The sequence below is a fragment of the Dyadobacter sp. OTU695 genome, assembly GCF_038440355.1.
Taxonomy (GTDB): Bacteria; Bacteroidota; Bacteroidia; order Cytophagales; family Spirosomataceae; genus Dyadobacter.
This window is the reverse complement of sequence record NZ_JASATN010000030.1, coordinates 33,285-53,983: the sequence shown is the minus strand read 5'-3', so window position 1 is coordinate 53,983 and position 20,699 is coordinate 33,285. Positions and strand designations below refer to the sequence as shown.

The following is a 20,699-nucleotide window of genomic DNA, read 5'->3' as shown; positions in this document are numbered from 1 at the left end:
TTCAAGAACCTCAGAGCAATCGAGGAAGTCAAAGAATACCTTCAAACTGTAAGAGCGACAGCAGCAGCGGAAACACCAGGAGAAAGCAAAGAAAGGCCCCTAGACGGGCCGGAGTACATATTAGGATTGGATTAAAACAAATCGATGGGCACAAAAAAGGACTATCAAAAATAGATAGCCCTTTCCAAATTAACTATTTAGTATTTTTCAAATTATTATTCTAGCATTGAAATGCAGAAAAGTTGATTGCTGGCATTAAAAAGGAGTTCAAGTCGGCCATCCGTATTTGTTGCACCATTTTTCAATTGCGCAACGCTAAGTGCGCGAAAAGCTTTTCCATCTGTTGTTCCTGAGCCAATGGACATTCGAAAATCTAAAAACGAATATCTAGTTTCATCCCTAGTTCTCCCTGGTTGCCTTGGGTCAATTGGTACCTTTATGATAGTCACTGTCATTGGATCACCAATTTTAAATGTCTGTCCATTAACCGCTCCAACCCTGATTGTATTATCTAAAATTTCATAAGCAATCATTTTGTTGTCAAGGAACCAAATTCTATTATTCCCATACTTGTACACTTTCATTGTGGCATCATCAACTTCAGAAAATTGATCTGTAATGCTTGCTGGCTGTCCTAATACTTGTATGCATTTTGTTGGACTTTCACCATGGAGTAACCCAATGCTGGTGTTGGTGCTTTTCATCAGGGCTGCTCTGTTAATATCAATCATTTGAGCATTTGATGTTACACTTAATACAATAGCAAATAATATTGCTATAATTATTGATTTTGTTTTCATTTTATATCACGTGTTTTAAATTAAGGACAAGGGGTATTTGTTGGTTGACCAGTATTTATGTTAAATTGCGTGGAAAGGAACGGCATCGGATCAATACGTTGTCCGTTCGCATTTTTCGCTTGGATGTGAACGTGCGGGATAATGCCAGGCCTTGCGGCGTTTCCAGTGTTTCCAGTCACTCCTATATAGGCCCCCTGGTTAACCACACTTCCTACGACCAAAGCGCTATTTACAAACTCCAAATGGTTGTATTTTAAGTATACTGTCTGGCCGTTGATAACGCTTTTTATCGTTATATAATTGCCGTATGACTTAAAAGAATACTGTCCAGGTAGGAACGATTTCTTCATATCTGTAACAGTTCCACCGTGCATTGAGTACAAGTTAGCATTTCTTGGTGAAGCAATATCAATCCCATCGTGTAATCTTGTTCCTCCATATCTGGTGTAGCCATAGGTTCCCCCTCGATAGTTCCCGGCACTAGGTGGGGCGATGCTCATAAACTTCAATGGATCACCGGGACACGGTTGGTAATTATACCGGAAAATGAAATTTGGAGTGGTAATATTTATTGGTGCTCCGGGTTCAGCTTGATTGCTAGTTGACCTGGTAATTTTCACTTCCTGCAACTGAGCGGGGTTTGCGCTTCCAGGCATTCCGGGGCTTGGCACATAGTCTGGGCAGATCCAAGGGCCAAATTGTTCAAGCTCCTTTGGTACATAAGGGCATGGGGGGGTCTGGGCATGTGACTTACTCAGTATAGTCAATGCCAAAATGAAGGCACAATAAATAACTCTCATATTTTTATTGATGAAGTGTTTTTAAGGTTGAAGTCTTGCTACAGGTAGGCCATTCTCACGTCTCTCACCGTAGCGCAATCCGTTTTCTCTTGAATAAACCAAAAAATATCCAGTGAAGTCGTTGTCATCAACAAGGGCCCTTAAATCGTCTTTACTAATCTTCTTTTCTAACGACTTTTTTTCCAAGTAGCTGGTATCAGGATGTATTTCGATGATATCCACAACATAACTTCCGTCATCCATTTTTCGCATAAGCATATCTCTAAATCCTTTGGGATTCATCTTTTTTGTGTAGGATACATCTACAACAAAATCATTGAGCTGATACCTAATAAAAACAGGGATTGTCTCCGATAGCTTAAAAAAAGATGCGCCGTCCCATTTCGGAACTCCAAAAAATGTTTTACCCGGCAAAGACATCCTCATGTTGTTTGAAGCAACTTCAGACCATGGTTGTTTTTCAAACCATTTTTTGGAATCGTTAACCATCTTGGTTACCTCTTCCTGAGACTTCATTTCAACAGTTTTGGGGGAGAGATTTTGATCATTTTGACAAGATGCCAAAGAGAAGAATAGGAGGCTTAGAATGCTAAGCGCATAACTAATTTTGAACATAAATATTTAGTTTGTTTGATTACAATGCAAGTATATTAATTTGCTAAATATGTTGTTCTTGGTAATAAATACTCTATGAGATGTTTTCGACCGGTTAGGCATACTTTATCGACGAATGTGTTACTTTTAACTGACGAATGAACGGCGTGAATGATTAAGCGGTGTTAGTCGAAGAAAACAAAAGAAAATCCAGGCATTTCTTTTACCAGTACAAGCAAAAACAGGAAAAAAGCGGAAAATTACCGATTAGTTATTTAACGAGATAATGAATGCATCATCCGCCTTCGCGATGAAGGGCAACGATCAATGCGCAAATAGAATTTTCACGGATTGCCGGAGCTTTTTGGGTGATTTGCTCTCCGAGAATTGCGGGGAGAAGACGGAGAAACTACAAAGTCGCAATCCAGCTTGGGTACCAGGTATTACTTAGACATCCGACGATCTTGCTTTTTTCTCAAGTTCACGTTCCTTCTTTTCTGCGATGTTTTTCTGGAAGTTATTAATTTCCGAAACTGACGCGTGTGAGTAAGCGTCTCCAAATTGCATTATTGAGGATCCCAGAATTTCAAGGATTTGAATCAGGCTCGTAAGGGATGGTGCCGAGTCCCCATTAAAAATATTTGATATTGTGGCGGGCCTTAGACCAGTTGCGCTTGACAGTTGCGCTAGGTTATGCACCAGATTGAGATCATCGACCCCTTCGCTCAAATTGATGGAATGTCGGGCTTTGTTCTTATCTAATAGCTGATTAAGAACAAAGGCACATTTCATTCGAATAAAAGTCTTGTCGTGACCATCCATGGACACAAAGAATGGTGAACAATAAAAAATTTGTGTTACGGTTTGGCGTAACACAAATTTTTTTTAACTTTGGTCTGTACTTCCGGTGACAACTGGATTTGCATTTTTCGCGATACTTCACAAAGAAATTTGAAGCATTCGCTTAGAGTCTCACATTAGAAAACTGGTAATTTTTTGGAACGAGACGACAAGCAGAATAGCTCACGACCTAGGCGTGGGTTTTGCTTATTCGTTCCAGGGTATACCAGTGCCTCTAATGTCAATAAGTTGAGATCCACGCCCTTAAAAAGGGCAGCTTAATTTCGATCTCGGCTCTGAGGCCTTTCAGTAACAATTATAGTTTCACCGTTGACACCATTGTTACCGTTATGAAAACTACCCAAATCTTCCGGCTGATTATCCGCAAGCCTGAATAGCGCTGTATCAGGCTCACTCTTTTAGCCCCGTTCCGTTAATCCGAATCGGGTGGGGAAGGTATGCCCTGTCGTTCTATTCGCTTTTATTCACTCCAAAACCTATTGCAATGAAATTCATTTTTTGCTCTCCTGGGAAAAGACTGTCCTATATTTTGTATCTGCTGTTGGCCTATTTTCTGTTGGTTATGTGGAGCCCTGTCAGGGGCCAAGCCAAAGCTCCTCTGCAGGTCAGTGACCGGCTACCCGATCTTCGTCTTTCCGGTGTGATGGATTACAGTTCACCAACCGTTTCACTTGCCGATTTTCGGGGTAAACTACTGATTCTTGACTTTTGGGCCAGCTGGTGTGGCCCATGTGTTAAAATGATTCCAGTGCTGGATTCCTTGCAGCGTCAGTTTGAAGGTAAGATTCAGATCCTGTCGATCACCTATCAAAGTGAAAAAGAGATTCGTTCATTTTTTTCTAAATATGATCGCCGCAATCCAAAGCGTATAGGTATACCCGGTATAACCGGTGACACAGTGATGTCGCGTTTGTTTGAACACAGTTCGGTTCCGCATTATGTGTGGGTAGACGGTTCGGGCGTAGTTCGGGCGATCACCGGGATGCAGGAGCTGACGCCTGCTAATGTCAAAAAGATGCTCTCGGGTACCATGCCTGTTATGGCGCAGAAAAGCGATGAGAAAAAGATTCCGTACAGCGCTTACTGGCCGTTGATGTTAAATGGCAACGGAGGGGATGGTTCAAACATGCTTTACCATTCTCTTTTCACTGCATACACGCCAGGCATCGGTTTCGGGCATTCTATCTTGCGTGACAGCACATCCCATTTTCGGATTACGGTCCGAAATTGCGAACGCGCCTGGTTTTTTAAGATTGCGCACGCGGTCAACGGGGTGCCTTTTAGTGAAGCCAACACCGTTTTCCAGGTCCGCGACAAAGGCCGGCTAACCTCATCCCTTGTCGGCGGACCGTATGAGAAGTGGCTTCAATCAGGCAATGGATTTTGTTATGAGCTCGCCGTTGGTCTGGATCAAGAAAAGCAGGCGTTTAAATTAATGCAGCGTGATCTTGAAATGTTTTTTCCTGAATACACTTCCGCAGTTGAAAAGCGGGATACAGCCTGTCTGGCCCTGAAACGCATTTCTACGGCCAGGGCACTGGCCAGCAGCGGAGGTAAAACCGTTCTGGACTTGGGTCCCTACGAATGGAAAGTTTCCAACGCATCTGTTGGCCAGATTGTGCGCCGGCTCAACTACTTTCAGCGGCTAAACACCATGGTTGTCGATCAGACCGGATACACTGGAAAAATGGATATGCTGCTCACTGCGGGATGGTCTGATTTGAAGGCACTGAATTCTGAGCTGGCCAAATATGGGTTTGTATTGGAGCCGGTCCAGGCCCCGATCGAATTGCTGGTAATTCGTGATCGAAAATAATTGAGCCCTTCCGCTATGAGACGATCTATATTGATAATTGTTTTTTTGCTGAGCAGTTGCGCAATCTGGGCGCAGAGAGCTCGCGAAGTAGTTGGGCGGGTGCAGGGGCCGGACGGGGCTGCGCTTCCTGGCGCTTCTGTTGTCGTCAAAGGCACGCGCCAGGGAGTGATGGCTGATTCGCTGGGCCGGTTCCGGCTTTGGGTGGCATCTGATACATCAACTTTGACAGTATCCTTTATTGGCTATGTGACAAAAGAGGTTCGCGCCGGCCAGCGCCAAAAGCTGGAGGTCGTGCTGGATCTCAACAGCAGCCAATTGAAAGAGGTGATTGTATCAATAGGCTATCAGCAGCTGCCTAAAGAGCGCGCGACGGGCTCTTTTGCCCAGGTAGACCAGAAACTTTTCAACCGCAGCGTCGGGCCAGACGTGATCAGTCGTCTGGCGGATGTCACACCTGGGCTGATCTTTAACCGCGGGATCGTCAAACCAGGTAGTCAAACCAACATTTCGATCCGGGGGCAAAGCACGATTTTTGCCAAAGCCGATCCGCTAATTGTGTTGGACAATTTTCCCTATACCGGCGATTTGAACGCAATCAATCCCAATGATATAGAAAGCGTCACTGTCCTGAAAGACGCTGCCGCTGCCTCGATCTGGGGCGCACAATCCGCTAATGGGGTCATTGTGATTACAACCAAAAAGGCCGCCTATGAGCAGCCAATGCGGGTTAGCATGAATACCAATGTGACTGTGATTCAGGAGCCTGATCCGTTTTACCTACCCAGGATGTCAAGCTCTGAGGTAGTCGACATGGAACAGCTTTTATTTTCGAGAGGCTATTACAGGACCGCTGAAAACAGCCCCAATAAACCAGCGCTCACGCCAGTGGTCGAACTTTTGATCGCTGCGCGCGATGGAAAGATTTCGGCCCAGAGCGCCGGTGCACAGATCGGTGCACTGCGGGGCAATGACGTTAGAAACGACTACCGTAAATACCTTTACCGGAACGGTGTCAATCAACAGTACGCGCTTAGCTTGCAGGGTGGGGGAAAGGCTTCTAGGTTTCATCTGTCGTCAGGCTATGATAAGGGGCTCTCATCGCAGGTTGGCAATAGTTCCGAGCGGGTAACTGTGAACGCCAATAACGACCTGACGCTTTTCAAAGGGAAAGCCGAACTTTCAACGGGCATCTACTTTGCACGGCAGCGCACCGCCGAGAACGCCTTGGGATTATCTTATCTGAATCTTACCTCTACCAGCGCAGTCTACCCGTATGCGTCTTTTACGGATGCGGTCGGTAACCCTGCCAGGCTTAACCACTATTATCGCAACGATTTTGTGGATGAGGCCACCTCGAAAGGACTATTGGACTGGGGCTTTGTGCCTTTGGAGGAGATGGGCTACCGCAACTACCATACCAGACAGCTGGACTACCGCATCAATACTGCGCTTCGATACAAGATCCTTCCCGGATTAAGCGCAGAGGCGCTGTTGCAATATACTGGCAGCAGCTCGCGTGGCTGGCGGCAGCAAAGTCAGAAAAGCTGGACGGTACGTGATTTGATCAACCGTTTTACGATTGCGACCGAAACAGGGCTGGTGCGGCCGGTCCCGCTTGGCGATATGCTCGATCAGTCTGCCCTTGATGTTTCCGGCTACTTTGCAAGGGCGCAAGTCAATTATGAGAAAACGATCTCAGAAAAGCATCAATTGACAGCCATTGCCGGCGCTGAGGTACGCGATCTGGGATCAAAATCCAATGCGTGGCGAAGTTATGGATACGATGATGCGTTGGGCAGCTTTCAACAAGTCGATTACCTGTCCACTTTTAAGTCGTATGTCAATCCTGCCTCTGCCTCGAACCGCATTCCGCAATATGGTGGGATGAGTGGCTCGACTGACCGGTTTGTTTCTTATTATGCCAATGCCGCCTACGCTTTCGACGGCAGATACCTGATCTCGGCCAGCGGCAGAAAGGATATGTCTAACCTTTTTGGTGTAAACGCCAATCAGCGGGGCGTACCGCTCTATTCGCTGGGCGTAGGTTGGAATGTGCACCAGGAGAAGTTCTTTCATGTTAAGTGGCTCCCGCAGCTGAAACTACGCGCTACCTACGGCTATAACGGAAACATCGACCGCACTTTGTCCGCCTATGTAACAGCCTATTACAGTATAGCCTCTCAAACAGAGATTGGGCTTCCCTATTCGCTGATACGCAACCCGCCAAATCCGGATTTGCGTTGGGAGCGCGTCAGGATAATGAATTTGGGCCTGGACTTTAAGACCGCGGCTGGCCGGATCTCTGGGAGCATCGAGTACTATATCAAAAAGGGCTTTGATCTGATAGGGGATGCCCCCCTTGCCCCGCAGACGGGATTAACCAACTACCGGGGGAACACGGCCAATACCAGCGGGAAAGGTATCGACCTTGTCTTGAACAGCAATAACTTTCAGGGTAAGTTGGGCTGGCAAACGCAGTTTATGCTCAGCTATGCGAGCATCAAAGTCAGTAAATACCTGCCCAAATCCAGTAACCTCAGGGGCGATTATGTAGTTTCGTCAAACGGGTATCCCACCGAAGGGCGTTATCTGACCGGGATGTATAGCTTGCCCTCGGCCGGGCTGGATCCGGAGAACGGCGATCCGCGCGGATGGCTTGATGGGAAGGTCAGTAAGAATTATCCGGCATTGCTGGCTGTATCGGATCTAAATTCGCTTGTTTACCATGGCTCTTCCCGTCCGCTTGTCTTCGGCGGGGTGCGCAACACACTCAGCTGGGCTAATTGGACCTTATCGGCCAATATCAGCTACCGGCTTGCGTATTACGTACGGCTGCCGTCTGTGCTCTACTCGCAGGTGCTGACAGGGGTTACGGCTCACGGGGATTTTTCTAAGCGCTGGAAACAGCCAGGTGACGAGCTCAAAACCCATGTGCCTTCGATGCCTGCCGCGACCAACACCAACCGTGATCTGTTCTATACGGGCTCCCAGGACCTGGTCGAAAAAGCAGACCATGTCCGTTTACAGGATATCAGAGCGGGTTATTCGTGGAGTGCTTCGGCTGCAGGCAGCTTCATCCGGGATTTCGAAGTTTACCTCTATGCAGTTAATCTGGGCATACTCTGGAAAAAAATGCCTGGTGGGCTTGATCCTGATTTTGTCGACACGACCCCACCACAACGAAGCATTTCCCTGGGCATCCGGGCAAACTTTTAAACCGAACACCTATGAAGCAATATTTTATCTTGTCCATGGTGACCATGCTTTCGGGCTGCCAGGATTCGTTTCTGGACGTCAAACCCGACAAGGCACTGGTTGTTCCGGCCACTTTGGCCGATTATCAAGCCGTGCTCGATAACTTTGATAGTATGAATTCCCCGGGACTCAGCCTGATTGCAGGCGACGAGTTTACGGCAAGCGCCGAGCAGGTGCAGTCATGGGAATACGTCGAACGACAGGCATACTTGTGGGCCGACGATCTATACAGTGGAGCAGGCTCAGCAGACTGGGACGTCCCTTACAAGGCAGTTTTCGCAGCCAATTTGGTTTTGGAGGGCGCCGGTAAGCTCAGCCCCGGCGCGGAATTGTCCAACCTGATCGGGTATGCCTATTTCTACCGCGCCAACGCCTTTTTCGGGCTTGCCCAGCAGTTTGCGCCGCCATACGAAGCTGGCAGTGCCCGCTCACAGCTAGGAATACCGTTGAAATTGACCACCGAGGTTACCAGGACCGTTGCACGTGCCAGCCTGTTTGATACCTACCAGCAAATTCTGGCTGACCTGCAACAGGCGGCCGAATTAATCACGGCCGAATCTATCTGGAAGAACAGGCCCTCCCGTGCAGCGGTCTTTGCACTGCTGGCCAGGGTTCAGCTTGCGATGGGTGACTACGAAAGCGCCGGGAAAAGCGCCTCGGCCTCCCTGGCGCTCTCTGGTAAACTTGTCGATTTTAACGACCTGGACCCGGGCGCTAAGATGAGCTTTCCCCATTCGCCCAAGGATGCCAATCAGGAGGTGCTCTACTATAACAGGATGAACTTTTACCTGTTTTTCTTTACACCTTACTACCAGGTCGACTCCTCGCTCTATGCTAGCTACGGGCCGGACGATCTGCGTAAACAGTGCTATTTTGATACCCTTTCGGACGGAACGGTATGGTATAAGGGAAGCTATGCGGGGAGCTTTGGTTTTTTTAGTGGCCTTGCCACCGATGAAGTTTACCTGACAAGGGCGGAATGTTATGCCCGGCAGGGGAGGACCGGTCAGGCGCTGTCGGATCTGAATGCGCTTCTGGTGAAACGGTTCAAAAAAGGGACATTTAACCCGCTTACCGCGGCGAGCGCTGAGCAGGCACTACGGTTAGTGATCGCCGAGCGAAAAAAAGAGCTCGTCGCCCGTGGGCTAAGATGGGCCGATCTGCGTAGACTAAATAGGGAAGAGGCATTTAAGACCACGCTGCGAAGAAGGTTTGACGGCAAGGAATATGTTCTTTTCCCGGGTAGCCCAAGGTACACCTTCCCTATCCCGCCCAATGAGCTTTCCGGTAGTGGAATCCAGCAAAACCCAAGATGAAACCGGGCTGGGCGGATTTATCCCGAATTGTTAGCGTTGTTTTGATTTTGAAAAGACCAATATGCAGCGTTTAGTCCCGTCAAACTTGGTATACCCCTGTGTACTTGCCGGTGATTTTGAGCAAATCCATCAACAGATCCTGAGCGCAAGTTGGAAGGTCTCTGGTTGCGGGCTCGCGAAGGGAGCCCTTTCCTGCGCGCTGTTTATGAGCCAGTATGCTGCTATGTGCGTGCGGGCTGAGCTTACCGCAGAAATTCAGGAGCTTTTTGACCGGGGTTGTAATGGCGTTGTCTCGGGGAAGACTAGCTGGTTGGATTTCGCTGATTTGGCGCTGGTAGCCCACAAGTTGTCCGGGCAGAGCTTTGTCCAGATTGAGCAGGAATATTTTTTCGAGGATATTGATAAGCTTGCTCTTGCGGTAATGGCTCGTCCCGGCCATATTGCCGGGTTTGAAAATTCTGATTTGGGAGCAGGCCTTTATGCGCTTAGGCGGCATCGCGCAGGTGCGGCGCATTTTTCAGGGCCAATCAGGCACTTCACCTCAACCATACTCGCTGGCGTTGATGTTGCTACGACCGGGCACGGAAATGAGAGCCTTCAAGCGGGCCTTTCCGCAGCCCTGCTGTTTGTTTCGGCAGCGGCAGAGATCGGACTGGTGGAAAAAAGCGAGCGGTTGGGTGCGGTCTCAGCGCTTGCCAAAAGGATTTGTAGAAACGTAAAGGTCAGCAGCCAAATCGACCACGGGTTCCAGACAGGAGATGTCGGCAAGGGTTACGCCCTGCTGCGCGCGGGGATGTGCTTTCACAACGACAAGTGGATCACGGCCGGGCTGCAAATTTTAATTGACTGTGCGTACTCGATACTCGATCAAGGCATAGGAACGCTAGATGTGGCCTCTGGCGCAGCTGGCATAGCCTTGGCGTTTAATAAGTTATACCATCTGAGTGGCTATGATATCTTTCGACGAGTTGCCCATCAGGCAAGATGGCTGAGTTTGAAATCCGGCGTGCTAGTCAATGAGCGTAACATCGATCAGGGATACAGCTTCTATCATGGTCTGTCAGGGATTGGGCTCGTGACGCTGCATTGGCAACAGGGCCGGCCCGAAGAGCTCAATGAATTTGTCTGGCTGTTGTAGTTAGTAGTCTAAAGGGCTGAAATAATTTCAGAGCTATCCTATGCCCTTGTTTCTCTAACAATCCTTACTTCTACAAATCTGATCTAGTTAGCTTTCAATCGATGGTGCTTGCGACGGTACTGGTAATATACGTATCAAAATATTGATAATAAAAGTATTAAATATGATGCATGTCATATACCACGACTTCGAGGGTGCATCATTCTGAATTTCAAGCCTCCAACCCGTGATCGAATCAATGAGGCAACGGGGAAGGGAGTATAGGAAATGGTTACTGTCAAAAAAGGAGTAATTGTGGCTGGCAAACATTTAGATTTTCATCCCTAAATGCGTGTGGAAAGGCTGATTTGTTTCGGGGTTATTTCAAACAGTGTTGCTAGTATGTAAAATTTCATCTGCGAGTTCTGTGACTCAACCCTGTGTGCTTAGCGAAAAAACACCTGTTTCATGAGCGGGGTCTTTCCCTCCACTAAATCTTCCCGGCTTTCACTTTGGACCTAGGCACTGACGCCTAAAGTCTTCAATTCATTTTGTAAGTATATCAATCGTTTTTGATTACGCTGTTGCGGAACTGGCCAAATGTTTCCGGCGGTTGAATTTCAGAACCTGTTTTCAACCAATTTGAACAACCTCTCACAAGTGATAAAGCGAGGCCAAAAATGTACCATAAAAATGTACTGAGACCTCCTTTATTGCACTCTGCACGATTCTCCCATTGAATGTTTTGAGGTACTTTTTAAGATTAAAGCAGATGGCCGACGCCAGCATCACCTTATGTGCCGCGGGTTTTCCTCGAACATTGATTTTACTTAGTCCATAATGATGTACAAGGCTTCCGAAGACCGGCTCTATTGTACTGCGCCAAGCCGGTAAAATGAACGACCATTTTTTCTCACACCCCTCTCGCTCCTCCCGACCATTGTGAGAAAAAGTGCAGCATCGCATTATTAAGGCCATGTAAGAATGCCTATCAAAAATCTGAAAGTAAAGGCGGAGAGAAGCAGGGTGCTCCCAATGCCTGGGACCTTAGTCAGGATGACCAGCCGCAGTTCAAGCTGATCGGGCTACCATCCACCAACCGGATTCGACAATCTGTCTGTTTTCGTCCGTTTTATCAAGGTGTTTTTTCTACATTTGCCCGTAGTCAAAACGTGTTATGAACCAGGTGTATCCTTCCAAACGCTTCGACGATAGGCTGGCGCGCTTCATCGGTATACCTGTTTTGGCATTTATGATCCCCGTTGTCTTTTTTCATGCCAATTTGGACAACGGGTTTATGGCTTTTCTGCCCAAATGGATCATGGCTATCGTTCACATCGGGATCTATTGGGAAGGGGTCCGTTTCATTTATTTTCAGACCCGTAAGCGATTTCCTTATGTCTCCCAGACTTCCAGGCGGATCCTCTGGTTACTTTTCCTGAGCATCAGTTTTATTATTTCGGCCAGTTTCCTGCTTCACATGATCGAGGACACACTGCGGATTTTTCCGGAGAGTAATGCCGGGGTCTTTACTTTCAGAAAGCACGCGGTCAGTGTGACCATACTGGTACTTTGCCTGCCTTACTATGAAAGCTCCTATTATTTTGCACAATTGCAGGAGGCCCTGCTAGATGCCGAACAATTGAAAAAAGAACAGGTGCAGTCGCAATTGGAAATGCTCAAGAGCCAGGTTAACCCACATTTTCTTTTTAACAGTCTCAATACCCTGGTGTCCCTCATTCCGGACGAACCCGATCTGGCGGTTGATTTTGTGCGTAAACTGTCAAAGGTGTATCGTTATATATTAGAAATCAGGGACTTCCATACTGTTCCTTTGCAAAAAGAACTATTGGCACTCAAAGCGTATCATTTTCTGTTGCAGATACGGTTCGGAGAAAGCCTCAACGTGAAGATTGATATTCCGGACCGCTACTTGACCGACCACATTTTACCTCTTTCATTACAAATGTTGATCGAAAATGCGGTCAAGCACAACATACTTTCTGTTCATAAACCTTTATGGATTGAGGTGTTTATCTCAAATGGGCGCGTCATCGTCCGCAACAATCTGCAGCGAAAAAACCAGCAGACAGATTCTACTGGCCTTGGCCTTCAGAATATTCAAAACAGGTATCAACTGCTGGGAAACCAGCCGGTTGACGTCATCGTAACCACACAGAGTTTTTCGGTCAGCCTACCTTTGCTTGGCCAATCCGCTTATGTCAAACCGCCGATGATAACAAAAGATATACCACAGCCATGAATGTACTACTCATTGAAGATGAACAGCCTGCGGCTAAGTATCTCACGAAGATGCTCACCGGGCTGCGTTCGGGATTACGGGTTCTGGATGTTATCGACAGCGTAGAGGCTTCCGTGAAATGGCTGCAGGCATTCCCGCATCCCGACCTTATGTTTATGGACATCCAATTGGCGGATGGTATCAGCTTCGATATTTTCAAACGGGTGAAAGTGCATGCCCCGGTCGTTTTTACCACCGCCTATGATGAGTATACTCTGAAAGCTTTCAAAGTCAATAGTATTGATTACCTGCTAAAACCCATTGGGGAAGAGGAGCTTTTGGCAGCCCTGGCCAAGTACGACTCGTACACTGTGCCCACAAGAATGTCGCCGTCGCTGGAAAGGCTCCTGCAGCAATTGGCGGTACCTGCCTATAAAGAACGGTTGATGGTCAAAGCAGGCCAGCAACTGGCTTTTGTGTCGGTCGATAGACTGGCCTATCTTTATTCCGAAGAGGGGGTGACATTTGCCGTGGCGACCGACGGTAACAAGACCATACTGGATTATACCCTTGATCAGGCCGAAGGCTTTCTGGCCCCCAAAAAGTTTTTCCGCATCAGTCGCAAACTGATTGTACACCTTCCGGCCATTTTGCGGATCCATATTTATTTTAATAGCCGGCTTAAACTTGATCTGCACCCTTTACCTTCCTTTGAAGTATTTGTAAGCCGCGAGCGGGTTGCCGACTTTAAAGAATGGCTTGATGCCTGAACCGTTCAACCGGTAATTTTTACAGTTGGCCTTCACACCTGCACATTCCACCAGAAAACGATAGTCCCCCATCTTCTTGCAGCGGATTTTTGCCTGTCAACTAATCTATCCGGCTGTCATGAAAACTACTATCGTCATTGCTTGCCTGTTTTTAAATTATGTCGTTACCCTTGCGCAGTCTGTTCCGGTTGGAAACCCGCAGGGACGTTCGTTGGGTACCCAGACCGTGCGGGGTACCATTCTTGATGCTTCTTCCAAAACACCTGTTATCGGTGCAGCCGTTCAGATCGTGGGCAGCAATCCATTGACAGGCACCGTAACGGATACCGACGGCCGGTTCCGTCTGGCCAATGTTTCTGTAGGTCGTACAAGGTTGAAAATCACAGCGCTCGGTTACGAAGAAATCGTCCTGGGTGAAGTAATCGTGAATGCAGGCAAGGAAGTAGTGCTCGACCTGACCATGACGGAAAGCGTGCTGAGCCTGGATGAAGCGATAGTCTCCCATAAGCGTTCGGAAGATCATACCGTGGCAAACAATGAAATGGCTACGGTGAGCGCCAGACCTTTTAATGCATCAGAAACCATCCGGTATGCGGGCAGTCTGGGTGATCCTTCCCGTATGGCAGCCAACTTTGCCGGTGTCAGCGGGGCTAATGATACCCGGAACGATATTATTGTCCGCGGTAATTCACCTGCTTCACTGCTTTGGCGGCTGGATGGCGTCAATATCCCTAACCCTAACCATTTTGGCGCACTAGGCACATCTGGGGGGCCTGTTTCGATACTCAATGCTAACTTGTTGGCCAAGTCTGATTTTTTGACAGGGGCTTTCCCAGCAGAATATGCCAATGCCCTCGGGTCAGTATTTGATCTCAAACTTCGGAAAGGGAATGACGAAAAGCATGAATTTTGGGGACAGTTGGGTTTTAACGGACTCGAAGCCGGGGCCGAGGGACCCTATTCCAAAAACTCGAAAGCATCATACCTGGTCGATTACCGTTATTCTTTTTTCGGGTTACTTGAAAATGTAGGCTTTGAAGTAGCCGGAACGCCTTATTACCAGGACCTTACTTTCAAGACAGACATTCCCGTGGGCAAAAAGGGGCAATTGACAGCCTGGGCTTTGGGTGGCCGCAGCAAAGTAACATTCCTGGGCAAAGATATAGATACGGACAAACCCGACGCCTATGGCAACGAAAATGAAAATATACGGGCCAATTTCAGGAATGGGGCAGCAGCACTTTCCTATGAACACCGTTTCACGGACCGTACGTATGGAAAACTGACTTTTTCAGGATCTCAAACAGACCAGAATAATGAAGTGGATACGGTAATTTATCGAAGCGGGAAGGAAATAGAAGCGGAAATACTGTCTGCCAAAATTGACTATATGCAAAGGAAGTTTTCCGTGAACACTTTTTTATCGCATAAATTCAATGCCAGGGACCGGGTATCGGCAGGCGTCATCATGGACTTTATCCGGTATGATCTGGGGAACCGGGAGCTGTACCCGCTGGATATTATCCGACGGGATTCAAAGGGTGAAACCATGTTTACACAAGTATTTGGCCAGTGGAAGCACCGTTTCAACGAACGCCTGACATTAAATACAGGGCTCACCTTTCAGAACCTTCAGTTGAACGCTTCAAGGGCATTAGAACCCCGGCTCGGGTTGAGTTATCAGTTGCGTGGCGCTTCATTGAACGTGGCCTATGGGCTGCACAGCATGATGCAGCCTATGCTGACTTATTTTTACCAAACCGAACAAGTCGACGGATCTTATGCATTAACCAATAAAGAGTTAGGTTTTACGCGGAGCCACCATGTTGTAGTTGGTTATGACCGTATGCTGGCCGAAAACTTGCGTTTGAAAATAGAAACCTATTATCAATGGCTTTTTAATGCACCGGTAGAGCGAGCCCCGAGCTACTATTCCGCATTGACGGAAGGGGCGGATTTCGGTCCTGAGAACAAGGGTAACCTGGTTAATGAGGGCACCGGGCGTAATTACGGTCTGGAACTGACCCTGGAAAAATATTTCTCGGATAACTATTACTTTCTCATTACCGCTTCCCTGTTCGACTCCAAATATAAGGGCAGCGATGGCATTGAGCGGAACACGCCATTCAATAACCGGTATGTAGTCAATACATTGGCAGGCAAGGAGTTCAAGCTTGGAAAAAGGGGGAATGTGCTGACCATTAGCTGGAAGTTAACGGTGTCCGGGGGGAAATATGTGATACCCATCAACACCGCAGCTTCGGCAGAGGAAAACAGGCAGGTAGATGACTACGACCAGGCTTTTGCCGAGCAACAGGACGCCTATTTCCGCACGGATTTGAAAATAGGCTATAAAATTAACCAACGCCGCCTTACCCATGAACTTGCATTGGATTTACAGAATTTCACCAACAATAAAAACATCTTTCAGCAAGCCTACAATGCCCGCACAAACCGCGTTGGAACCGCTTACCAGCAAGGGTTTTTGCCAATACCATTTTACAGGCTAACATTTTGATTTTTTATAAAGCTATAGCAAAAACTATACGTTTCAACCGCTCCGGCTATGGACACTGTCATTGTGACGTACTTATCCGGTTAGATCGTACCTATAACTTCATTCCAGCGGGAGAAATGGAAAGCTCATTAAGTAGCGTTTTCCTCCCCATAAATTGCTAGCGATCTTTCATGTACGTATTGCCCCCATTCGGGTAGATCGTTTCCTTTGCATACCACAGTGCCGTCGGGCTGATTTTGTATTAACAGCAATATCCTAACGATTTGTTGTGTCGGTGCCGTCTGCCCCAGGGTATCTGATAATTTGGTTATGAAAAGTAACATATTCAGCACGTACGTCGTGAGTTCCATTATCAATCTAGGCATGTTCTGGGAACGGTGATGTGAAGGTTGCAAGTTTCGACTGTTCCCTGGGTGTCATTTCAACGGGAAGTATGCTTAATATCTCTTGCATTTCTGTAAGCGCTGTTAAACTAGGCTAAATCATTTTGGTTTAAACAGTAGGCGTATCGATCGGGGAAGTGATATGGATAAGGAATCTGAGAATTCAGTGGTCGCTGCGTTTCACAAGGAGGAGCCAACGATCAAGGCGTCATGGTCTAATTGCAACGCCGCTGACGAGGTTCCGTTCTCTTTGGGATGATTGTAATCGTACCCCGCAGTAATGTTAATACGGCATTACTGTGTCATGATTTTGTAAATTAGAGAGGATCATTTTAAGGGTGTCAATATGCCGCTGCATTTCATACTTTCTTTCAAGGTGGTCCATTGATAGGGACGTGTACCCTTTCTGACCACCTCAACCCGAAAACTTACGAATTCACCTAAAGTGACGCTGAACCTGTTTGCTCCGGAATATCCTGATAGTCTCGTATCATCGGTTTATCATTGGCCGGATTAGGGAATAACTAAAAATTTGACGGGTTTTTGAGTTCTGCGTGCTCAATATGGCTGTATGAAAAGTTCCATCGCGATCGATCATTTTGAGACGATAATAATTGAGGCCAGGTACGGGCTGCTGATCTTCAAAGTGGTAGTTCTTCAAAACCTTGCTATCTCCGGATGCGGCTTTGTGCTTATGACTTGTCATCTGCCATCAATGCATCTCGGATATAATCGATAGCAAAATTGGTGTGTTTGATCAAACTTGTTATCAATATATACGGGTTAGGATTACAGAGAATGTGGATTCCGCTGTGGGTGGTAGTGATAGCAGGATACTTTGACAAAATATTCCCTGGTAATAGACAGGTTTTTCAACCACCTGCAAGGTTGAAAAACAATAGATTTACAAAATAAATCGCCCCACGAATAGGGCTGATGCACGACACCTGTGGTTTACGGCGGGATAGGTCTACTGATTTTATAAATGATAAATCAATCTATATGTAAAACAATTCGCAATTCTGGAAGGATTTTTGGCGATTTATTTTAATGAATTAATCTGTATTTGCGCAAGTCGTTTTGGCGCTGATATTGCTTGTGTCGTTGTCTAAAAATAGTCCTGATAACAAAAATTATATCTTATTCAATTAGCAAATACTTCTTAAAAACAACTGAATTTAAATCACTATTTTCTATGTTAAATATCTCCCCAAAACGTAGTATTTTTATTACAAGGTTCACGGGCTTGATGCTAGCCGCTATTTTGACATGCGTATCGTTATCATTTGCGAATGCTCAATCATGCCCAGATCCTGGGGGAGGAACCAGGTGGTTTTTTTTGGGTGGGAGCAATGACGAGAATACTTTCCCGGAGAATGTGCCAGCCGGAAAAAGCGGGAGCGGAAAGGCGACATCAGGCAAATTGACACTCTCCGAGACTATGAATGCCGTTTATCCCCTTCGTACGGTTACAATTAATCCGGAACTGTCCGACGGAACAACGGGCAAAGCTGTACTTCGGTTTGATTTTTTGGACATGGCCCCTGCCGCGGTTATCAAGATTTATCAGGGGACTTCTGCTACGGGGACACCGGCCGAAACTATAACATCGACAAACGCGTCGGGTTATTTGTTGCAAACCCGTACCTATACAGGATCTGTTACTGTGACATTTGAGAGCTCCGTCGCTTCCACGGGAGGGAACTTTAAAATCTATATCCCTTACACAACTGGGGATGAGGTTGCTACGTCAGCATTTGGTTTTCAGGTTGCTTACTGGAAAAAGTTTATTACTCCCAACTCATATACTGTGATGGACTCTTATCCCGAGGAAGCTACGCCAATCGCCACTGCCTATTTTGATGCGAATAAGAATCTTGTTTCTTCCGAAATCTCTTTTTGTATCGACTACGGGAAACCCTCACCTTCTATGGCGAACAGTAATTACATAGGAGAGGTTGTTTTTTTTCCACAGGCCCGCCTGGACCTGGATAAATCAGGAAGTGCAGACGCCGTTGATCAATTAAAGGCAGCTCGCCTGGTCTATTTGATGAATAACATTGCAACACCGGCAACGACTTATCAAAACTTCATGGATGTTCAGGGAGCGGTGAATACTACGCTCGGGCCTGATTATACGGTTCATTACGCGGGTCTTCATGGAGATGCGATCGACGCTATTCCCAGCCTGCCAAGCCCGGCTGAGCCAGTGTTTTCAATTACTGGCCCGGCGTCCGCTGTGTCGGCGGGGACGCCTCAAAATTTTACTGTTAACCTGACAGACGATGGTGGACATTCGAGAATTTTTAAGTTAAAGCTCCCCACGGGCATAACCCTGAACTCGGTAACAGGGGCGACCTATAATCCAAGTGACAGTACCATGACGTTTGCGTCATCGCCCGCTACCGCGGTAGTATCCGTTACCAGTGCTACAAGTACCACAGCGACGTTACGGATTGTATACAATCAACCAGGTTTTTGGAATGTCAACAATCTCATTGTGTATGAACCCTGCACGGGTTTGGAAGATTATCAGGGATTTATTGGGTTAAGCAAGGGTGATATTACATATCCCTTTCGGGAAGCTTCCGCAACCTGGGTTGCTCAGCCTGCCTTTCCATGCTCGGAATTAAGCTATGTAATCGGTAATCGGAACATAAGCGGTTCCAACGTTTCGGACGGCTACACACTTGACCTCTCGAGCGGTGTTACCGCCCTGGGCAAACAGACCTTGATCGAAGGCCCGAATGCTTTCATTAACGCCATCGGCTACAACACGGTTGACAACTACATCTGGGGTTTCCGCTACGGCACCAATCAGCTCGTCCGGATCGGCAGTGATTGGTCTGTGACATTCCATGATGTGACCGGCTTTCCCTCGCCAGTGCCGGGTTATGCAACCGGAGATGTCAGCCCGGATGGCATTCTGTATCTGTATGCCTCCAATTCCAACCAGATCACTAAGGTAGACCTGAATCCCGGCTCCGCAAATTACCTGACTGCCGTAACACTACCCACTACGCCGACCGACTTGAACGATTGGTCGTTCAACCCGACCAATGGCCTGCTTTATGGATTTGGCACAAGCAAGGTGCTATATCAGTTTGATCCGGCAACGGGTAACCGGACTACATTGGGCTCAGTAACCGGCGCAGGCATTGAAACATCTACCTACACCGGTGCTTTTGGCACCGCATTCTTTGATACGGATGGCGATATGTATGTAGGTAATAACGGCAGCGGGGCCATTTTCAAGATCAGCGCGCCGCTTACAAATCTTACAGCCTCACTGTTTTCGACAGCTTCCGGCGTAACTCCGGGTGATGGCGCGCGCTGCCCAAGTGCTATCGTGACTGATCCGCCAGTGGCAGTGGACGATAACGGTACCACTACCTGCAATGCGGCTACGGTCGATGTGCTGGCCAATGATGTGGCGGGCAGTGCGCCGGTGGTCCCTTCCAGTGTGAAACTGTTGACGCCAGGCACGCTTGCTCGGGTGACGACTCTGACTGTCGCCGGACAGGGCGAATATAACGTGAACACCGTGACGGGTGCGATCACATTTACTCCGGTCAATGGCCTGCGCGATACCATATCTATCGATTACGTGGTAACCGATGGCAATGGCCTGGAATCGATTGCTACATTAACCATCATTGTCGACTGCCCGATGCCGGTAACACTGGTAGCCTTTGATGCTAGAAAAGAAGGAAACACCGCGCTGCTTACCTGGTCGACAACCGAGGAAGTAAATTCGGACCGCTTTGAGATCGAGCGTAGCCTCAATGGCAAAGTTTGGTCTACAATCGGCAGTGTTCGGTCAAACGGGGAAAGCAGTGTTTTGAGAAATTACATTTACACCGACGGTTCACCGGAAAAAGGTGAAAATCTATACCGCCTAAGAATGGTCGACAATGACGGCACATATGCTTTCAGCGCTATCAGAGCGGTGTCTGTTGAAAATGGCACGGAGCGGATATCTGTCTATCCTAACCCGGTTGTGAATGGCAAATTGATTATCTCTATACCAGGTTCCGAGCGGTATCGTGCTGAATTAACGACTCTGACGGGGAAGCTGGTGCTGCAACAGAGCCTGGCCAAAACCCAGGAATTGAACTTGCATGGACTTGCCTCAGGCATGTATATACTACGCTTCATCTCCAACGACGACGTGCAAACGAAGATGTTTGTTGTGAAATAAAAGTAAGGAGTCCGTGTATCCCGGCA

The 20,699-nt window shown here is 47.4% G+C and carries 13 protein-coding genes; 8 read left to right on the top strand and 5 right to left on the bottom strand.

Annotated elements, in window-relative coordinates; translation table 11 throughout:
- Nucleotides 1-215: 215 nt before the first annotated feature.
- From AAHB90_RS30475 to AAHB90_RS32890, 4 genes are all read right to left on the bottom strand, one after another.
- Nucleotides 216-800: a hypothetical protein gene (locus AAHB90_RS30475; RefSeq protein ID WP_342089096.1), complete on the bottom strand. Its 585-nt coding sequence runs from the start codon at nucleotides 798-800 to the stop codon at nucleotides 216-218.
- A gap of 20 nt (nucleotides 801-820) precedes the next feature.
- Nucleotides 821-1,600 (bottom strand): M23 family metallopeptidase, encoded by a 780-nt coding sequence (locus tag AAHB90_RS30470; RefSeq protein WP_342089095.1) that lies wholly within the window; start codon nucleotides 1,598-1,600, stop codon nucleotides 821-823.
- 21 nt (nucleotides 1,601-1,621) lie between these two features.
- Nucleotides 1,622-2,215 carry a hypothetical protein gene (locus AAHB90_RS30465; RefSeq protein ID WP_342089094.1) on the bottom strand — a complete coding sequence of 198 codons (594 nt, stop codon included), beginning with the start codon at nucleotides 2,213-2,215 and terminating at the stop codon, nucleotides 1,622-1,624.
- 426 nt (nucleotides 2,216-2,641) lie between these two features.
- On the bottom strand, nucleotides 2,642-2,986 hold the full coding sequence (locus AAHB90_RS32890; protein ID WP_446717943.1) for a helix-turn-helix domain-containing protein: 345 nt from the start codon (nucleotides 2,984-2,986) through the stop codon (nucleotides 2,642-2,644).
- 553 nt (nucleotides 2,987-3,539) lie between these two features.
- Here AAHB90_RS32890 and AAHB90_RS30460 point away from each other — a divergent pair.
- The 4 genes from AAHB90_RS30460 to AAHB90_RS30445 all read left to right on the top strand — a co-directional run bounded on the left by AAHB90_RS30460 (nucleotide 3,540) and on the right by AAHB90_RS30445 (nucleotide 10,580).
- Nucleotides 3,540-4,871 carry a redoxin domain-containing protein gene (locus AAHB90_RS30460; RefSeq protein WP_342089093.1) on the top strand — a complete coding sequence of 444 codons (1,332 nt, stop codon included), beginning with the start codon at nucleotides 3,540-3,542 and terminating at the stop codon, nucleotides 4,869-4,871.
- A gap of 15 nt (nucleotides 4,872-4,886) precedes the next feature.
- Nucleotides 4,887-8,087 carry a SusC/RagA family TonB-linked outer membrane protein gene (locus AAHB90_RS30455; protein ID WP_342089092.1) on the top strand — a complete coding sequence of 1,067 codons (3,201 nt, stop codon included), beginning with the start codon at nucleotides 4,887-4,889 and terminating at the stop codon, nucleotides 8,085-8,087.
- Between the two features lie 11 nt (nucleotides 8,088-8,098).
- Nucleotides 8,099-9,442: a RagB/SusD family nutrient uptake outer membrane protein gene (locus tag AAHB90_RS30450; RefSeq protein WP_342089091.1), complete on the top strand. Its 1,344-nt coding sequence runs from the start codon at nucleotides 8,099-8,101 to the stop codon at nucleotides 9,440-9,442.
- A 61-nt stretch (nucleotides 9,443-9,503) separates the two neighbouring features.
- Complete coding sequence (locus AAHB90_RS30445; protein ID WP_342089090.1) at nucleotides 9,504-10,580, top strand: lanthionine synthetase LanC family protein; 1,077 nt, start codon at nucleotides 9,504-9,506, stop codon at nucleotides 10,578-10,580.
- Nucleotides 10,581-11,213: 633 nt separating this feature from the next.
- Here AAHB90_RS30445 and AAHB90_RS30440 read toward each other — a convergent pair.
- A complete protein-coding gene (locus tag AAHB90_RS30440) occupies nucleotides 11,214-11,525 on the bottom strand; it encodes a transposase (protein ID WP_342089106.1) in 312 nt (103 codons plus the stop codon).
- A 220-nt stretch (nucleotides 11,526-11,745) separates the two neighbouring features.
- On the opposite strand from AAHB90_RS30440, the gene AAHB90_RS30435 reads away from it, so the two are divergent.
- The 4 genes from AAHB90_RS30435 (at nucleotide 11,746) to AAHB90_RS30420 (ending at nucleotide 20,673) form a co-directional block, all read left to right on the top strand.
- Nucleotides 11,746-12,822 (top strand): sensor histidine kinase, encoded by a 1,077-nt coding sequence (locus AAHB90_RS30435; RefSeq protein ID WP_342089089.1) that lies wholly within the window; start codon nucleotides 11,746-11,748, stop codon nucleotides 12,820-12,822.
- Nucleotides 12,819-13,571, top strand: coding sequence for a LytR/AlgR family response regulator transcription factor (locus tag AAHB90_RS30430; RefSeq protein ID WP_342089088.1), 753 nt, complete (start codon nucleotides 12,819-12,821; stop codon nucleotides 13,569-13,571). The genes AAHB90_RS30435 and AAHB90_RS30430 overlap by 4 nt, the downstream gene beginning before the upstream one ends.
- A 118-nt stretch (nucleotides 13,572-13,689) precedes the next feature.
- Nucleotides 13,690-16,089, top strand: coding sequence for a TonB-dependent receptor (locus AAHB90_RS30425; protein WP_342089087.1), 2,400 nt, complete (start codon nucleotides 13,690-13,692; stop codon nucleotides 16,087-16,089).
- 1,722 nt (nucleotides 16,090-17,811) lie between these two features.
- Nucleotides 17,812-20,673, top strand: coding sequence for a DUF6923 family protein (locus AAHB90_RS30420; RefSeq protein ID WP_342089086.1), 2,862 nt, complete (start codon nucleotides 17,812-17,814; stop codon nucleotides 20,671-20,673).
- The last annotated feature ends 26 nt before the right edge of the window (nucleotides 20,674-20,699 follow it).

Bases quoted from the DNA above. Each gene is read 5' to 3' on its own strand.
- AAHB90_RS30465 (WP_342089094.1), bottom strand. From the start codon at position 2,215: ATGTTCAAAATTAGTTATGCGCTTAGCATTCTAAGCCTCCTATTCTTC.
- AAHB90_RS30445 (WP_342089090.1), top strand. From the start codon at position 9,504: ATGCAGCGTTTAGTCCCGTCAAACTTGGTATACCCCTGTGTACTTGCC.
- AAHB90_RS30430 (WP_342089088.1), top strand. From the start codon at position 12,819: ATGAATGTACTACTCATTGAAGATGAACAGCCTGCGGCTAAGTATCTC.
- AAHB90_RS30460 (WP_342089093.1), top strand. From the start codon at position 3,540: ATGAAATTCATTTTTTGCTCTCCTGGGAAAAGACTGTCCTATATTTTG.
- AAHB90_RS32890 (WP_446717943.1), bottom strand. From the start codon at position 2,986: ATGAAATGTGCCTTTGTTCTTAATCAGCTATTAGATAAGAACAAAGCC.
- AAHB90_RS30425 (WP_342089087.1), top strand. From the start codon at position 13,690: ATGAAAACTACTATCGTCATTGCTTGCCTGTTTTTAAATTATGTCGTT.
- AAHB90_RS30450 (WP_342089091.1), top strand. From the start codon at position 8,099: ATGAAGCAATATTTTATCTTGTCCATGGTGACCATGCTTTCGGGCTGC.
- AAHB90_RS30455 (WP_342089092.1), top strand. From the start codon at position 4,887: ATGAGACGATCTATATTGATAATTGTTTTTTTGCTGAGCAGTTGCGCA.
- AAHB90_RS30440 (WP_342089106.1), bottom strand. From the start codon at position 11,525: ATGCGATGCTGCACTTTTTCTCACAATGGTCGGGAGGAGCGAGAGGGG.
- AAHB90_RS30470 (WP_342089095.1), bottom strand. From the start codon at position 1,600: ATGAGAGTTATTTATTGTGCCTTCATTTTGGCATTGACTATACTGAGT.
- AAHB90_RS30475 (WP_342089096.1), bottom strand. From the start codon at position 800: ATGAAAACAAAATCAATAATTATAGCAATATTATTTGCTATTGTATTA.